General features: G+C 66.5%; 15 protein-coding genes. 13 read left to right on the top strand and 2 right to left on the bottom strand.

Annotated features, from left to right (window positions below):
• Positions 1-11: 11 nt before the first annotated feature.
• Positions 12-1,118, top strand: a complete 1,107-nt coding sequence (locus KA261_10855) for a hypothetical protein (protein MBP7698297.1) — start codon at positions 12-14, stop codon at positions 1,116-1,118.
• 204 nt (positions 1,119-1,322) lie between these two features.
• Here the strand turns inward: KA261_10855 and KA261_10850 are convergent, their stop codons facing one another.
• Together KA261_10850 and KA261_10845 are read right to left on the bottom strand one after the other, a co-directional pair.
• Positions 1,323-1,574 carry a GlsB/YeaQ/YmgE family stress response membrane protein gene (locus KA261_10850; protein MBP7698296.1) on the bottom strand — a complete coding sequence of 84 codons (252 nt, stop codon included), beginning with the start codon at positions 1,572-1,574 and terminating at the stop codon, positions 1,323-1,325.
• Between the two features lie 514 nt (positions 1,575-2,088).
• On the bottom strand, positions 2,089-2,364 hold the full coding sequence (locus KA261_10845; GenBank protein ID MBP7698295.1) for a hypothetical protein: 276 nt from the start codon (positions 2,362-2,364) through the stop codon (positions 2,089-2,091).
• Between the two features lie 360 nt (positions 2,365-2,724).
• On the opposite strand from KA261_10845, the gene KA261_10840 reads away from it, so the two are divergent.
• The 12 genes from KA261_10840 (at position 2,725) to KA261_10785 (ending at position 15,371) form a co-directional block, all read left to right on the top strand.
• Positions 2,725-3,456 (top strand): flagellar hook-basal body protein, encoded by a 732-nt coding sequence (locus KA261_10840; protein ID MBP7698294.1) that lies wholly within the window; start codon positions 2,725-2,727, stop codon positions 3,454-3,456.
• 77 nt (positions 3,457-3,533) lie between these two features.
• Entirely contained in the window at positions 3,534-4,322 is a 789-nt protein-coding gene (gene flgG, locus KA261_10835) for a flagellar basal-body rod protein FlgG (protein ID MBP7698293.1), read from the top strand.
• Between the two features lie 5 nt (positions 4,323-4,327).
• A complete protein-coding gene (flgA, locus tag KA261_10830; GenBank protein ID MBP7698292.1) occupies positions 4,328-5,053 on the top strand; it encodes a flagellar basal body P-ring formation protein FlgA in 726 nt (241 codons plus the stop codon).
• 12 nt (positions 5,054-5,065) lie between these two features.
• Positions 5,066-5,653 (top strand): flagellar basal body L-ring protein FlgH, encoded by a 588-nt coding sequence (locus tag KA261_10825; protein ID MBP7698291.1) that lies wholly within the window; start codon positions 5,066-5,068, stop codon positions 5,651-5,653.
• Positions 5,654-5,675: 22 nt separating this feature from the next.
• Positions 5,676-6,800 (top strand): flagellar basal body P-ring protein FlgI, encoded by a 1,125-nt coding sequence (locus KA261_10820; protein ID MBP7698290.1) that lies wholly within the window; start codon positions 5,676-5,678, stop codon positions 6,798-6,800.
• Positions 6,801-7,366: 566 nt separating this feature from the next.
• Entirely contained in the window at positions 7,367-7,840 is a 474-nt protein-coding gene (locus tag KA261_10815; GenBank protein MBP7698289.1) for a lytic transglycosylase domain-containing protein, read from the top strand.
• A 30-nt stretch (positions 7,841-7,870) separates the two neighbouring features.
• Positions 7,871-8,359 (top strand): flagellar export chaperone FlgN, encoded by a 489-nt coding sequence (gene flgN / locus KA261_10810; protein MBP7698288.1) that lies wholly within the window; start codon positions 7,871-7,873, stop codon positions 8,357-8,359.
• Positions 8,359-9,750 (top strand): flagellar hook-associated protein FlgK, encoded by a 1,392-nt coding sequence (gene flgK / locus KA261_10805; GenBank protein MBP7698287.1) that lies wholly within the window; start codon positions 8,359-8,361, stop codon positions 9,748-9,750. Before flgN ends, flgK begins: the two co-directional genes overlap by 1 nt.
• 40 nt (positions 9,751-9,790) lie before the next feature.
• On the top strand, positions 9,791-10,129 hold the full coding sequence (gene csrA, locus KA261_10800) for a carbon storage regulator CsrA (protein ID MBP7698286.1): 339 nt from the start codon (positions 9,791-9,793) through the stop codon (positions 10,127-10,129).
• Between the two features lie 25 nt (positions 10,130-10,154).
• Positions 10,155-12,074 carry a flagellar hook-associated protein FlgL gene (flgL, locus tag KA261_10795; protein MBP7698285.1) on the top strand — a complete coding sequence of 640 codons (1,920 nt, stop codon included), beginning with the start codon at positions 10,155-10,157 and terminating at the stop codon, positions 12,072-12,074.
• 24 nt (positions 12,075-12,098) lie between these two features.
• Positions 12,099-12,566, top strand: coding sequence for a flagellar assembly protein FliW (locus tag KA261_10790; GenBank protein ID MBP7698284.1), 468 nt, complete (start codon positions 12,099-12,101; stop codon positions 12,564-12,566).
• Positions 12,567-12,740: 174 nt separating this feature from the next.
• Positions 12,741-15,371, top strand: a complete 2,631-nt coding sequence (locus tag KA261_10785; protein MBP7698283.1) for a tetratricopeptide repeat protein — start codon at positions 12,741-12,743, stop codon at positions 15,369-15,371.
• Positions 15,372-15,628 lie beyond the last annotated feature (257 nt).

Raw genomic sequence — 15,628 nt, 5'->3', positions numbered from 1 at the left:
TGGAGGTAGTGATGAAAACGAAAAGGATTCTTGAAATGATGGCGATAGCGATGGCTGTCGCGGTGTTCACTCTTACTGGCTGCTCTGGCGACGGCAAAGCGGAGAAGCCGAACCAGGCGGCGCCGGCGGCTGAGGCCGGTGCCATGCCCTCCACCATTGCGGGAGCCGAACTGCTCGGGGCCAGCCGGCCCGCGGTGACCGGGGAAAAGGGGTTTCCGATCGCCGACATGATCCGCGTCGATTCGACCCTCTACGCGGTGGCCGGAAACGAGCTGATTATCACCGATCTCAAAACCAAAAGCGAGCGGCGGGTGAGCGCGGCCGAAGGGCTGTACGCCGTGACGGAGCACAACGGGAAGATCTATGCGGGCGGAACCGCACTCTACGAGTTGGGGGAGACCGGGCTCGAACCGGCGGCGGCGGCGTTCGACGGGACCATTCGCGCCCTGACCGGGCACGAGTACCGGCTCATGATCGGGACGAGCACGGGGCTCTTCGCGTCTTCGATTTTCGGCGATGAGGCGCTCTTCGAAGGAATCGACGTGACCGCTATGGCGGGGGATAGCGATGAACTGTGGGTGGGGACCGGCGGACAGGGGCTCTATCGTTGGGATGGGGCGGAGTTCCAGCGCCGCTATCTGCTTCGCGACACGGCGGTGTTCGACTTCATCAACGCCCTCGCCTTCGCCCACGGCCACCTCTTTGTCGGCACCGACGAGGCGCTCTATGTTTACGATGGCGGGCGGTGGGAGACGGTGACGACTGACGACGGGCTGCCGTCGAATCGGATCAGGTCGATCGACGCCTCGGGGTGGGTCGTTTACCTCGGGACACCGGCGGGAGTAGCGTCGTGGTTCAACTACGATGTGGCGCCGGTGGCGAGGCTCGAGGACCGCGCCGCCACCCTTGTGCGGACATTCGGCCGCAAGCTGATCGTGGCGACCGAGCGGGAGGGAGTGCTTCTGAAAGCGGGCCCGGTGGTGTCGACGTTGATCCGGGCGGAGACGATCCCGGTGTTGGCCGAGGCGGCGCCGCAGTTCTCCGAGCCGCTCCCGGCCGGGGCGCTGGTCGATTCGGCGGACGCAGTGGGCGCCCAGCCGGTGGCGGCGGCGAAATGAGGCACGACGATCATAACCGATAGCGCGATTCTATCGCACCCGCAGGCTCTCCGGCGCCGCGCTCCTCCCGGGGGGCCTGCGGCGTTTTGGGGGACCGTTGCTTTGTTAGTTTGACGCAGGAGACGGAGACCGCGCCGGGATACCCTCGCCTCCGGGAAGCCGCGGGAGCCGAGGGACTCCCGCGCGGCGAGGCTCTGTCGGGTGTCAGCGGAGGAGCCGGAGGACAATGAGCAAGATGACGGCGCCGATGACGGACATGATAAAGCCGGCGGGACGGAATTTGGCCGCACTCGGGGTTTTGCTGAAGCGGTCGCCGATGAGACCGCCGAGGATGCCTCCGACAATACCCACGGCTGTAGTGGCGAAGAAGCCCATGTGGTCGGCGCCGGGCAGGATCGCCCGCGCGACGAGGCCGGCCAGGAAGCCGACGATAATGTACCAGAGAATGTTGAGCATGGAGAGCTCCTTTCAGACTGCAGGATCCCAATCGAACCGGAGGCGCCCGGGAGGCTGACGCGGGAGAACAGGTATTTCCGTGTCAGCGCAGGCGCCTAGTTTCGCGGTCAATTACGCAGTTGTCAAAATGGGGGGCAAGCGGAATTCGACGGTGTCGGCAGCAGACCAGGTGGTGCGGGGGGGATTGATGAGCTGGAACCTGCCAAAGGAGGCATGGGGAAGCATAGGGCAGGGGGGCGAGCCCAAGACGGAAGCGGCGCCTAAGGAATGTCATCGTCACTCGGATAATCTGTGGGCCGGTTCTCTCTCACGAGAGTCGCATGTCCGGTTCCCTTGCGTCGGGGCAGAGGCAGACCCCGCCCGTACGCGCGTTGGAGCCAGGGAAAGGCGTATGCATGGGCGGCCGCCAAGAGCCGCGTATCGGTAAGCGCCGGTCAAATCGACCGCCGTCCACCAGAAGTCGGGTCGTCCTGGGCCGCGGATGACTGCCGCATCAAGTAGCGTCTACTTCATTCTACTTGTCCGATTTGTTCCGGGCCGACCCCTGGACTTTCGCCTCGATCAACCTGCGTTGTGCCTCCAGCTCGGCCGCCCGCTCCGCTTCAACCGCGCCCCGGGCGTCATATAGCTCCGAGTGCTCCGGAGTGTCAGCGGACGACCCGGTGGCCTCCACACTACCGTATGCGGTTGGGAAGAACATCGCCGTCAGGCGGAGATTCCGAATCTCGAACTCGTCGGAAGTATTGTCGGTCATCGTGGTCAGGTAGAACTTCTTTGTCCCGCTCACCACCGGCTGCACTCGGGTGAGGGAGAACGGAACGTAATGGTCACTGGATGCGTAGTTCGCTCTGGCCTCGACCACGCATCGACCGGCGTGATTGGGAGCGCGTCGCCGAAATGCGGCCCGAGGCTGCGCTGCGTCCGACCTGCGCGTTGACGTGTCACCGTGCTGGATCGGCGCCCAGGGCCACCCGGATCCGGTATTCCCGCAGGGAGAGGGAAAAATCGTCCGTACCGGATCTGAATTTCTTTCCCGAAGGCAGTCCGCCCGCGGTTTCGGGGGCCTCTCCAAGTTGTTACTGAGCAAGACCTTATGGGCGAGAGCCGGTTGTGGCACGCCTCCTGCTTTAGGAATCCCCGGAGAAATACTATGATCAAAGGACTCTTCAGATCAGCCTCCGGGATGCTGCCCGCCATCAAGCGGCAGGAGACCATCGCGAACAACGTCGCGAACGCCAACACCGCGGGATTCAAGAAAGACGCGGTGTTCACCAAAGAACTCTCCCGCGCCCAGCGAAAACTCGTGCCCGTCAAATCGGACTGGGAGCAGCCGATGGTGGACGAGGTGTACACGAATTTCGAAGGGGGCTCGTTCAGCCGGACGGACAATCCGCTCGACCTGGCGATCGACGGGGACGGGTTCTTCACCGTGCAGCTCCCCGATGGCCGCACCGCGCTCACGCGGTCGGGCGCGTTTTCGATCAACCGCGACGGGTTGATGGCGCTGGCCGACGGCTCGACGCTGCTGGCCGAAGGGGGGCCGGTGGAGGTCGGCAACGGAAAGCTCACCGTGACCGCGGCGGGGCAGATTGAGGTGGACGGGAGCGCGGTCGGGCAGGTCCGACCGGTGACCACGGCCGATGTGGGGGCGCTCGAGAAAATCGGGGCCTCGCTCTTCGCCGTCCCGGAGGGGACGGAGCTGATCCCGGTGGAACACGCTGAGATCCGCCAGGGGTACGTCGAAGAATCAAACGTGGATATAGTCCGCGAGATGATCGACATGATCGTGGCCTTCCGCGAATACGAGGCCAACGCGCGGGCGGTGACGACCCAGGACCAGAGCCTGGACAACCTCTTCCGGCGGGTGGGCGGCGATGGATAAGCGGCCGATCACCCCGTTTGCGCCGGCGGCCGGATCCGGCGAGAAGATTGATGCACGCGTGAGACAGGAGATATGAGATGATCAAAGCGATGCGGACGGCGGCGACCGGAATGGTCGCCCAGCAGATGAATGTCGACAACATCGCCAACAACCTGGCGAACGTGAATACCACGGGTTTCAAGCAGGCGAAAATCGAATTCCAGGACGTGCTCTACCAGAATCTCCGGCGGGCCGGGACGGCGACCGCGATCGGCACCGAGGTGCCCACGGGGCTGGCGATCGGGTACGGCACGCGCGCCTCGGCGACCGTCCGGCAGTACGCGGAGGGGAACCTGACCCCGACAGGAAATCCGCTCGACCTGGCGATCGACGGCGACGGGTTCTTCCAGGTGCAGATGCCGGACGGGACCACGGCCTACACGCGCGACGGGGCCTTCAAGATTTCGGGCGACGGCCAGATAGTCACTTCCGACGGATACTTCCTGCTGCCGCAGGTGTCGATCCCGCAGGATGCGACGGCGCTGGCGGTGGGCACCGACGGGACGATCGAAGTCATGGTGGCGGGGCAGAGCGATCCGGTGGAGATCGGCCAGATCGAACTGGCGCGGTTCGTCAACCCGGCCGGACTGCTCGCGGTCGGGCGCAACCTGCTCACGCCCACGCGGGCCTCGGGGGACGCCCTGACCGACGTGCCGACGCAGAGCGGGCTGGGCCAGATCGACCAGGGGTATCTCGAGATGTCGAACGTGAAAGTGGTCGATGAAATGGTCAACATGATCGTCGCCCAGCGGGCCTACGAGATGAACTCGAAGGCGATTCAGACCGCCGACGACATGGCGCAGATCGCGAACAACCTCAAGAGGTAGCGGCCATGACCGAGCTGATACGGAAAATCATCCTGATCCTGCTCTTTCTCGCGTTCGCGGCTGCCGGCGGGGCCGTTCCGGTCACGCAGGCGGCGATCGATGAACTGGTGCGCATGTACGGGCTCGACACGACGATGTATGCGATCGACGTGGACCTCAACCGGCTCCACACGACGGAGGTCGGGACCATCCCCGCGACCGCGCCGGGCGCGGCCGCCGAGCCGTCCCGACTGACCCTGCGGCCGCTCTCGGCCAAAGAGCCGCTCGGGCTGTTTACGGCGGAGGCGACCGTGGAGCAGGGCGGGGCGCCGGTCGAGAGCGCGATGATCCGCTTTCGCATCACGAAATTCGCCCAGGTCCTGGTGGCGGCCGACCGCATCGACATGCGCGCGCCGATCGCCCCGGAGCAGGTCGAGGTGCGGCGGGTCGACGTGACGACGATGTACGAAAAGCCGCTCACCGCGGTCGGCGAACTGGCCGGGATGCGGGCGGCCCGCATGATCCGGAAGGGGACGGTGCTGACGACGGCCTGCGTGGAGATCCCGCCGGACGTCGAATCGGGGCGCACGGTGGAGATCGTGTACCGCGACGGTCAGTGCCGGATCGCCACCCGCGGGACGGCGCTGCAGGCGGGGCGGGTCGGGGAGGCCATCAAGGTGAGAAACGATTCATCGGGCAAAGTCATCACGGCCCGCGTCGCCGACGCCGGCGCGGTGACCGTGGAGCCATAGGAAGGCGGAGCGATGAAACTGCTCAAAGCGCTCATCATCCTGTTGATCCTGCTGCTGCTTCCGTACTCGCTGAAGCTCAAGGGGCAGGATTTCGGACAGAGCCGTTCGCTGTTCACGGACGTAAAGGCCAACCGGGTCGGGGACCTGCTCACCGTGCTCATCTACGAGAACAACACGGCGCAGCAGAACGCCCAGACCAAAACCGAGAAGAGCACGGAAGCCTCGACCTCGGGGGGACCGGGGGTCGGGAGCCTCGACTTCATCAAGCTGTTCGGGGCGGACGCGAAAAACGAGAGCACCTTCGACGGCAAGGGATCGAACTCGCGCAACGGGAGTCTCCGAGCGCGCATGTCGGTGACGGTGGTCGAGGTGCGCGCCAACGGCGACCTCGTGATCGAAGGATCGCGGACGATCGGGATCAACGGCGAGCGTGAGACGCTCCACCTCGCCGGGGTGGTGCGCCAGAAGGACGTCACCCCGCAGAACACGGTGGATTCGTACCTCATCGGCGACGCCGAGATCCACTACACGGGGAAGGGGAGCCTGAACAGCGGGACTCGGCCGGGCATTTTCACCCGAATCATCAACTGGCTCTTCTAGGAGGCGGGACGTGGTGGGAACAATGTGCCATCGACTGGCGACGCCGACCGGGCTCGTGATCGCGCTGGCGATTCTCCTCGCCTGGGCGACAACTGCGGAGGCGAACAAGGTCCGCATCAAGGATATCGCCGACTTCCGCAACGAACAGCAGGTCGACCTGATCGGCTACGGACTGGTGATCGGTCTCGACGGAACGGGGGACGGGACCGGGACCCAGTTCACCGTGCAGTCGCTGGTCAATATGATGCAGCGGATGGGAATGACGGTGGACGTCGAGAAGGTCAAGGTCAAGAATGTGGCGGCGGTCATGGTCACCGGGCGGATCACGAGCAGCCAGACGGAGGGCGGGCTGATCGACGTGACCGTGTCGTCGATCGGGGACGCGAAATCGCTGCAGGGGGGGACGCTGCTGATGACCCCGCTGAGCGGACTTGACGGGACGGTGCGGGCGGTGGCCCAGGGGCCGGTGTCGATCGGCGGGTTCAACATTCAGGTCGACGAATCGAACAAGCTCTACAACAACTACACGCTCGTGGGGCGGGTGCCAAACGGCGGCAAGGTCACCGCTCCGCCGACCCCTGAGAACGCCACCGAGCGTGAAATCTACCTCTCTCTGCGAAGCCCCGACTACACCACCGCTCACCGGGTGGCGGAACGGATCAACATCAAGTACGGCCTCCTCGCCTACCCGGTCGATGCCGGGTCGGTGCGACTGGTGGTGCCCGACTCGCTGTCGCACCCGACGGCGCGGATCGAGTTCTTGTCCGACGTCGGCCAGCTCCAGGTGGTGCCGGACAACCCGGCGCGGGTGGTCATCAACGAGCGGACGGGGACCATTGTGGCCGGGGAGCACGTGACGATCGACGCCGTGGCGATCGCCCACGGGTCGATCACGGTCAATATTGAAAGCACGCCCGTGATCTCACAGCCCGAACCCTTCTCGCAGGGGGAGACGGTGGTGACGAGCGACGCGCGGATCCAGGTCCAGGATGAGAAAGCGCGGGTGGTGGAACTCAAGCCGGCGGTGTATCTGTCGGACGTGGCCAACGCCCTCAACCGGATCGGGGCGACCCCGCGCGACATCATCGCCATCTTCCAGGCGCTAAAGCAGTCCGGGGCGCTCCGCGCGGAGCTGGTGATTCTGTAATGTCAACCCTGCGACCCATAGACGCGCCGGTCGTCGCGAACGGCGACCTCGATCGGCTGCGCGGCCCCGCCGCTACCCCCGAGCAGGAGAGAGCGCGTCTGCGCAAGGCGGCCCAGGAATTCGAGGCCCTCTTCATGTACCAGATGCTCAAAGCGATGCGGCAGACGGTGGGAGAGAGCTCCCTGGCGAAAAACCTCCCCCTCGGCGGAAGCCTGGGCAAGGACACCTACACTGACCTTTTTGATTTGGAGCTCGCGCGCGGCATGGCCACCGGCGGGCACGGGTCGATCTCGGATATCCTCTGCCGAGCGCTGGAAAAAACAGTGACCGCGGATTCCGGGCAGACGCCCGTGCCGACGGCGATCCGGCCGCTGGAGAGCGGCGACCGGGAGCGCAAGGCGATTGCCATACAGGGGCCGCGGCTGCCGCTGGACCGGGGGGAGCCGCACCCGGCGCCCCTGGCGCCGAAACGGCCGCCGCCGCTTCCGCCCCGGCCGAATCACGCGGCGCCGCCCGCTGCCCCGCCGCCGCCGCGCGCGCCGGTGCAGGCGCCGCCCGCCGAGCCGATGCCCGAAAGCGCCCCGGCCGACGCGGCCGATCCCATCCAGGCGCGGTTCGGACGGTGGATCGACGAGGCGGCCGAGGCCAACCGGCTCGATTCCGCGCTCATCCGCGCGGTCATCGCCGCCGAGTCGGGCGGGAATCCGCGCGCCGTATCGCCGGCCGGCGCGAAAGGACTGATGCAGCTCATGGATACCACCGCCGCGGACATGGGTGTGAAAGAGCCGTTCGATGCGCGCGAGAACATCATGTCGGGAACCAAATACCTGCGCCGGCTGATCGACCGCTTCGGCGATCTCAAGCTGGCGCTGGCGGCCTACAACGCGGGACCGGGCACGGTCGAGCGGCACGGCGGCGTGCCGCCCTACGCCGAGACCCGGGCCTACGTGGAGAAAGTGCTGGATTCGGCCCGGGCGCTCGCGGCCGACGGGGGGGCTCCGGACGGGGAGTCTAAAGCCCCCGGCGGCGCGCGCCGATAACACCACAGGGGTCTTGCAGGATGCAGAAACATGGTGGATAGGCTCATCGACATCATCGGCAGGGAAGCGGCCCTCTTCGAACGCTTTCTCCTTTTGCTCGAGCGGCAACAGCGCGCCCTGGTCGCCAACGACCAGGAAGAACTCACGCGGGTCACCGATCTCCAGCGGGAGACGCTCGCGGAAAGCCGGCGGCTGCACGAGGAGCGGGAAGGCGTGCTCGCCGACATCCGGCGGACGAACGCGATCGAGGGCGACCTGACGGTGACGCGGCTGGTGGCGATGGTCGATGCCGACCGCGCCGACCGCCTCGCCGCGCTCCGGGGCACGATCCTCGACCTCAACGAGCGAATACTCCGGCTCCGGAACCAGAACGTCCTGCTGCTCAACCGGTCGCGCGAGTATATCCGGCGGACCATGGAACTGCTTTCGCGGATTGCGAGCCCCCGGGCGGAAACGTACGCGCCGGCGGGCGCCGCGGGGGCCGAGGCCCGCACGGTCGCCCTGGATCGGAGGGTGTGATGTCCGGACTAATGGCGGGACTGGAAATCGGAAAACGGGCGCTGCTGTCGCACCAGGTCAACCTGCAGACAATCGGCCACAACATCGCCAACGTCAATACACCCGGCTACTCGCGGCAGCGGGTCACGATCAGCTCGACCTACCCGTCGGAAACGGCCGCCGGACTGGTCGGGACCGGCGTCACGGTCGAGGATATCCGCCACGTGCGCGACCTGTTCCTCGGCGACCAGTACCGCCAGGAAAACAAGACCCTCGGCCAGTGGACCTACAAGCAGAAAATTCTGAGCCAGGTGGAGTCGCTGTTCGCCGAACCCAACGACAACACCCTGGCCGACCGTCTCAACGAGTTCTGGGATTCCTGGGACGACCTGTCAAAAAACCCCAACGCGACCAACCGGGAAGGGGTGATCGGAGCGGCCCGCCTGCTGACCGAGAGTTTCCACACCCTCGCCCGCGACATCAACAAGCTGCGCGATTCGGTCGACGCCGACCTGGCCACCTACACCAGCCAGATCAACCAGACGACCGGCGAAATCGCCGCCCTCAACCGCCAGATTGTCACGCAGGAAGTGGACGGGTCGCGGGCCAGCGATCTCCGGGACCGCCGCGACCAGTTGATCGACGAGCTCTCTTCGCTGCTCGACGTGAACACGATCGAGGATGCGAACGGAGCGGTGCGGGTGATGGTCGGGGCGATGGAGATCGTGACCGGTCTGGACACGATCCCGATCGCGACGCGGATTCTCAACGACAACGGCCGCATGACCCACGAACTGGTGTGGCGGAATACGGCGGTCGAATTGAAAAATGTGAACGGCGAGCTGAAGGGGCTGTTGGACACCCGCGACAAGATCATCCCCGGTTACCTCCAGGAGCTGGGCGCGCTCGCGCGCACCCTGGTCGAGCAGGTCAACGCGGTGCACCGGACGGGATACGGGCTGGACGGGTCGACCGGGCTGAACTTCTTCGATAGCCGCTACACCGACGCAGAGTCGATCCGGATCAACGAGGATCTGGTCGCCGCGCCGCACCGGATCGCCGCCTCGGCGAGCGGCGAGGTGGGCGACGGGTCAATCACGCTGGCGGTTCAAAACCTCCGCAACGAGCGGGTGATGGCCTCGGGGACCACCACCATCAACGACTACTACAGCAGTCTCGTGGGGCAACTCGGCGTGGAGGCGCACCAGGCGACCTCGTTCGCCGAGAACAGCGCCCTGCTCGTGCACCAAATCGAGAGTGCGCGCCAGGCTGTCCAGGGGGTGTCGCTCGATGAAGAAATGGCCAATATGGTGAAATTCCAGCACGCCTACGACGCGGCGGCCCGCGTCATCACGACCATGGACGAGGCGCTGGACACGGTTATCTCCAGGATGGGGGTAGTCGGACGATAACAAGGACGAGTCCTCAACGGTAACCACCACGGAGGGTACTGTGCTGATACTCACAAGGAGGTTGGGCGAATCGATCACCATCGGAGACTCCATCCGCGTCTCCGTTCTGGGGATCCACGGCCGCCAGGTCCGCATCGGGATCGATGCGCCGAACGACGTCGTCGTCCACCGCGAGGAAATCTACGTGAAGATCCAGCAGGAAAACCGCAAAGCGTCGAAGTCGATCCGCGGGGATCTCTTCGGCATGGTCAACCTGCTGAAAGACAAGATCACGGGCAAGGAACAGGAGAAGGACAAGCCGGCGCCGATCGATTACCGGAAACCCTCGCCCAAACGGAAACCGGGCGGGCAGACGGACCGGAGTAAGGACGAGAGCTGACGGCGGGTCGGCCGAGAGGGTGACGATGCGAATCTCCACCAACATGCTCAACGACCGCGTGGTCTTCAACATGCAGCGCTCGCTCGCGCGGTTTCTGCGGCTCGAAACCCAGATGTCGTCGGGACGGCGCATCAACCAGCCCTCGGACGACCCCGTCGGAACGCAGCGCGACCTGGGCTACCGGACGGAACTCGCCAAAGGGGAGCAGTACCGGAGCAACATCGAGCAGGCGCAGACGTGGATGCAGTCCTACGACACGATCCTCGGCGACCTCAAGGACATCGTCTCGAGCGCGAAAGAGATCGCGGTCGCGATGGCCAACGGCGTCTACGATGACGTGACGCGGAACGGCGCGGCGGCCGAGGTCGAGTCCCTCTACGAGCGGATTCTCCAGCTGGCCACGAGCGAACTGGAGGGGCGGCAGGTGTTTTCAGGCCACCGCACGACCACCAAGGCACTCACCTCGACCGCAACCGGCGTCGTCTACCGCGGCGACACCGGCCAAATCGACTACCAGATCGAGGCCTCGGCCCGCCTCACCGTCAACCTCATCGGGTCGGAAGTGTTTCTCCGGCAGTTGCGGCCGGTCGGCGCCGAGGCGGACCTCGACGCGGGCGTCTCCGGCGGCACGCTCGTGGCCGATCTGCATAACGGTGCGGGCATCGACACGGCGCCCGGGACATTCACGATTACGGACCTCAACCTCGGCCTCACGTCAACCATCGACGTGTCGGGGGCAGCGACCCTCAATGACGTCATCGCGGCCATCAACGCGCAGCTTGCGGCGGACGGGATCACCAGCCTGACCGCCCGGCCCGGAGCCGAGGGGAACAACCTGATGCTCGACACGAGCGAGACCGGGTTGATTTCGGCGGCCACGGCGCTCGCGCGCCTGAACAGCGGCAACGGGGTCGACCTCCAGCCGGGCCAGATCCGGGTGACCGACGGGGCGGGGATCAACGAGGTGATCGACTTCTCCGGGGCGGCCACGGTCGGCGACATCATCGCCGCCTTCAACGCCCACATGAGCGCGGCCGGTTACGGCGGCGTGACCATGGGCCTCAACGCGGCCGGGACAGGGCTTGCGATCACCGATGCCGGGGCGCCCCCGCTGGGCCTGCGGATCGAGGAAGTCGCGCCCGACCAGACGACGGCAGCCAATCTGGGCCTCGCGGGAACCGTGGGGTCGCTCCTGGTGGGAGCGGACCTGGCGCCGACGGCCGCGTTCCGGGTGGCCGAGACGACCGGGACGACGGCGACCGACCTCGGCCTGGCGGGCGACATTACGGGCGACTTCGCGGGGAACGACCTCGACCCGCGCCTGCAGCCGACGACGCCGCTCGCGTCGCTCCAGCACGGACTGGGGCTGGGCGAGGGGGAGATCGTCCTCCGCCAGGGAGAGCGCACGCGGACGATCGCGCTCGATGCGCCGGGGATGGTGACCGTGCAGGATCTGATCGACGCCCTCAACGGCTGCGGCCTGGATATTACGGCTGCGATCAACGCCGGCGGGCGGGGAATTCAAATCGACAACAACGATTCGACGCGCTCGCTGGTGGTTGCGGACGTCGGAAACGGGCGGGCGGCCAAGGCGCTGGGCGTCTGGGGCGGGGCCGACCTCATGGGCTCGATGCTCCTTCTGATCGAGTCGCTGCGGGCGGACGACCAGGAGGGGACAGGGAGGTTGCTGCAAAATCTGGATGACGGGATCGAGCACCTGCTCAACCAGCGGGCCTCGGTGGGGGCGCGCGATATCCGCCTGGAACGCACCCACAGCCGCCTGACCGACCTGGAGCTCGGGTTCACGAAGCTCCTGTCGGAGGTGGAAGACGCGGACATGACGAAGCTCGTCACGGACCTGGCCACGTACGAGAACAATTACCAAGCCGCACTCATGGCGAGTGCCCGGATTATCCAGCCGAGCCTGTTGGATTTTCTGCAATAAGGCAAGCGGAGAGGAAATGGGACTATGGTAGTGCAGACAGAACGCTTTGGTCCGATCGAGGCGCCCGAGGAAAAGCTCATACGTCTGCAGAAACCGATTCTCGGTTTCGAAGGGTGTGCGACGTTTTTCCTGGTCGAGCAGGATGAGTTCCGGCCGTTTCTCTGGCTGCAGTCGGCCGACCGTCCGGACCTCGCTTTCATCGTGATCAACCCCCTCCTGGTGCGCCCGGACTATCGGATCGAAGTGCACGCCGAAGAGGTGAGGGACCTGGAGATTACCTCGCTGCGGCAGGTGGAGACGTACGTGATCGTGACGGTTCCGGAAAACCCGCGGGACATTTCGGTGAACCTGCAGGGTCCGATCGTGATCAACCGGGGCAACAATTTCGCCAAGCAACTGGTGCTCGTGAACTCGAGCTACAGCGTGCGGCACCGGCTGCTGCCGGCGGCCGACGAAGAACCGGTGCGCGAACGCGAGACCGTCGAAGTCTAGGGCGGCGCGGGCCCCGGCGCACTCGGGTTGGCCGGCGGCGGCGCTCGCACGCGGAGAGAGGCAAACATGGCAAAAGCGACAGGACGCATACGGTCCGGCCGTCCGCGGCGCGCGACCGCGGGGGCAGGTGTGCGGCGAACCGGGGCGGCGCGGTCGCGTCGGAAGGCCGCCTCGATGCGGCCGATACGCGAAGCCCGCGCGGCGGGCGCGCCCGCGGCTCCATTGCAGCTCCCCCGCGACTGGCCGACGCGGCTAGCCCAGGCCGAGGCGTGTCTCCGGCGCGGCGAGGCGGAGCAGGCGCTCGAAGCGCTCGACGGCGGAGGGGACACCCTCCCGGCCGAGCCGGCGGCCAAGAGCCGCCTTTTCCGTCTGCGCGCCCTGGCCCGGTGGCGGCGCGACGATGCGCTGACGGCCGAGGAAGAAGCCCGGCGGGCGCTGGCCATCGACCCGGAGTCGCTCGATGCCCACTACATCTTGTGCCGCGTCGCCGCCCGGCTGCGCGAGTACGCGGAGGCCGAGGCGGCCGCCGAAAGATACATCGAGGCCTTTCGCCGCGCGTTCCAGGCCGACGGGCGGGGGGACGAGTACACCGGGGACTACCGGTGCCTCTCGCAGGTGCTTGAGATTCAGGGACAGGCGGCGCTCGCGCGCGGCGACCGGGCGGCGGCCACCACCGCTTTCGAACGCGCGATCAAAGCCGATCCCGGCCATCAGGCGCCCTACCTGAGCCTGGCCGAAGCGTACCGCCGGGACGGCCGCCGGGACGAGGCCTGCGCGGCCGTGGAGCGGGGACTCAGGGCCTGCGCCCGGACCGATGAATTGCGGATGCTGGCGGAAACGCTGGTGGCGCGGCCGACCGTGTCGGCCTGCCTGATCGTCCGAAACGAAGAAGAGCTGCTGCCGGGCTGCCTCGCATCGATCCGCGACTGGGTCGACGAGATCATCGTGGTGGACACCGGATCGACCGACCGGACGGCCGCGATCGCGCAGGAGTACGGGGCGAAGGTTTTCCATCAGGCCTGGGAGGGGGATTTCGCGAAACACCGGAATTATTCGCTGGCGCAGGCGACCGGCGACTGGATCCTCGTGATCGACGCCGACGAGCGGTTCAGCGAGGCGGACGTGCCGGCGATCCGCCGGTACCTGGACGATCCGCGGGCGCGGGCGATCGCCGTGAATATCCTGAACGCCGCTGGTGCGCACGGCGAGTTGACGACGTTTCTGCCCTCGGTGCGCCTTTTCCGGCGGGAACTTGGCCTGCGCTACGAGGGGATCGTGCACAACCAGCTCCTGCTGGACCCGGCTGAACCGGTGGTGCGCGCGGCGGCGACCATCGAGCACCTGGGCTACGCCCTGGCGCCGGAGAAGATGCGGGCGAAAGCCGAGCGCACGCTCACGCTGCTCGAGCGACAGCTCCGCGAGGATCCCGACAACGCTTTCGCCCTGTTCAACACCGCGCAGGTGCTTCTGGGTTTGGGGGCGCCGGCGGACGAAGCGACGGCGCAGCGGATAATGGACGCGGCGAGGCGGGCGACGGAACTGACCGACCCGTCCGCTCCGGGCGAACGGCACATTCACCTGATGGCGACTTACCAGAGGGCGCTCGCCTGCTACTTGACCGGGGCCTATGACGAGGCCCGCCAGCAGGCGCTCCGGGCGCTCGCGCTGAAAGACGACTACCTCGATCCGATGCTGCTGCTCGGCCACGTTCACCTGCGCACGGGGGAACCGGAGCAGGCGGAGGAGTCCTACCGTGCCTATCTGGAGGCTCAGGCCGCCTACGATCCGTCCGCCGAGCGGGACGAAATCATCGTCGTGCACCTGCGGAGCCGCCACGCGGCCTGGTACGGGCTGGGGATGGCGGCCGAGGCGCGCGCCGATTACGAGCGGGCCCGGGAGTGCTATGAGCAGGCGGCGGCTGACGGCGGGGACTTTCTCGATGTTCACCTTCGTATGGGCCACCTCCACCTGGCGGCGGGACGGTTGGCGGAGGCGGGGCAATGCTTTGCCCGGCAGCTCGCGGCCGAGCCCCAAATGGCCGCGGCCTTAGTCGGCCAGGCGCTGGTCCTCCGCGAATCCGGACGGGAGCGCGCCGGAGAGCTGCTCATGGCGCGGGCGCTCGAGGTGGCGGGAACCAAAGGAGCGGATCTGGCGGCCCAGGCCGCGCTACTGCTGCGTTACGATGCGCGGGAACAGGCGGCGCGGTTCGCCGTGGCCGCCGCGGCGACCGGCAGTCTGGATCGGGCGGGGCGGCGGGCGGCGGCCGAGATCTGTTTCAAAGCGGGGCAGTACCAACCGGCGGCCGAGCTGTACGAGGCCCTGGCGGCCGAGGGTGAGCCCGACAGCGACCTCTATAATGATCTCGCCGGGTGTTTCTATAAAACCGGGGATCTGGAACAGGCGGAGCACTGGTACGGCCGGGCGCTCGAACTGGCGCCGGAGTCGGCGGCGGTGTTGCGCAATCTCGGGCTGACCCGGGTGCGACAAGGCCGGCCGGCCGAGGCGATTGCCGCACTCGAACGGAGCGCGGAGACCGATCCGACGCAGGCGGAGGTGGTGCATCTGATCGCCGACCTGCACGCCCGGCAAGGCGCCTATCGGCAGGCTATTTCGTTGTACGAGAGATGCTTGCAGCGAAACCCGGGAGACCGGCTGGCACTCTTCAGCCTGTCGGAATGCTATTTTCAGCTGGGCTGCCGCGATGCGGCGATGCTTGGCTACCGCCGGGTGCTCGAACTTGACCGCGACTTCGAGCCGGCCCAGCGGCGGCTGCAGGAGCTGTTGGAAACCGTCAGACCGGGCTGAGGCCGTCTCTCCGCTTTCCGGGGGGCCAAGGGAGCGCCGGGGATAAAGTTCGGGGCCGAAGTGCCGATGTTGGAATAAGCAATAGGTGTTACGCAAAGGTCGAAGTCAGTTGAGGAGAGAAGGAGGATCGGTCCGCTGCGCCGGGGCAAGAGGAATCGGGACCCAGGACGGATTTCGCAAGCGACATGGGAAGTGACGAGTTGCCAAACCAGACCAGAACCACATACCGCGGGGTAGGGATACCCCGAAATGTTCAA

This window comes from Candidatus Zixiibacteriota bacterium, assembly GCA_017999435.1.
Taxonomy (GTDB): domain Bacteria; phylum Zixibacteria; class MSB-5A5; order GN15; family FEB-12; genus JAGNLV01.
This window is presented reverse-complemented; position numbering and strand designations above follow the sequence as displayed.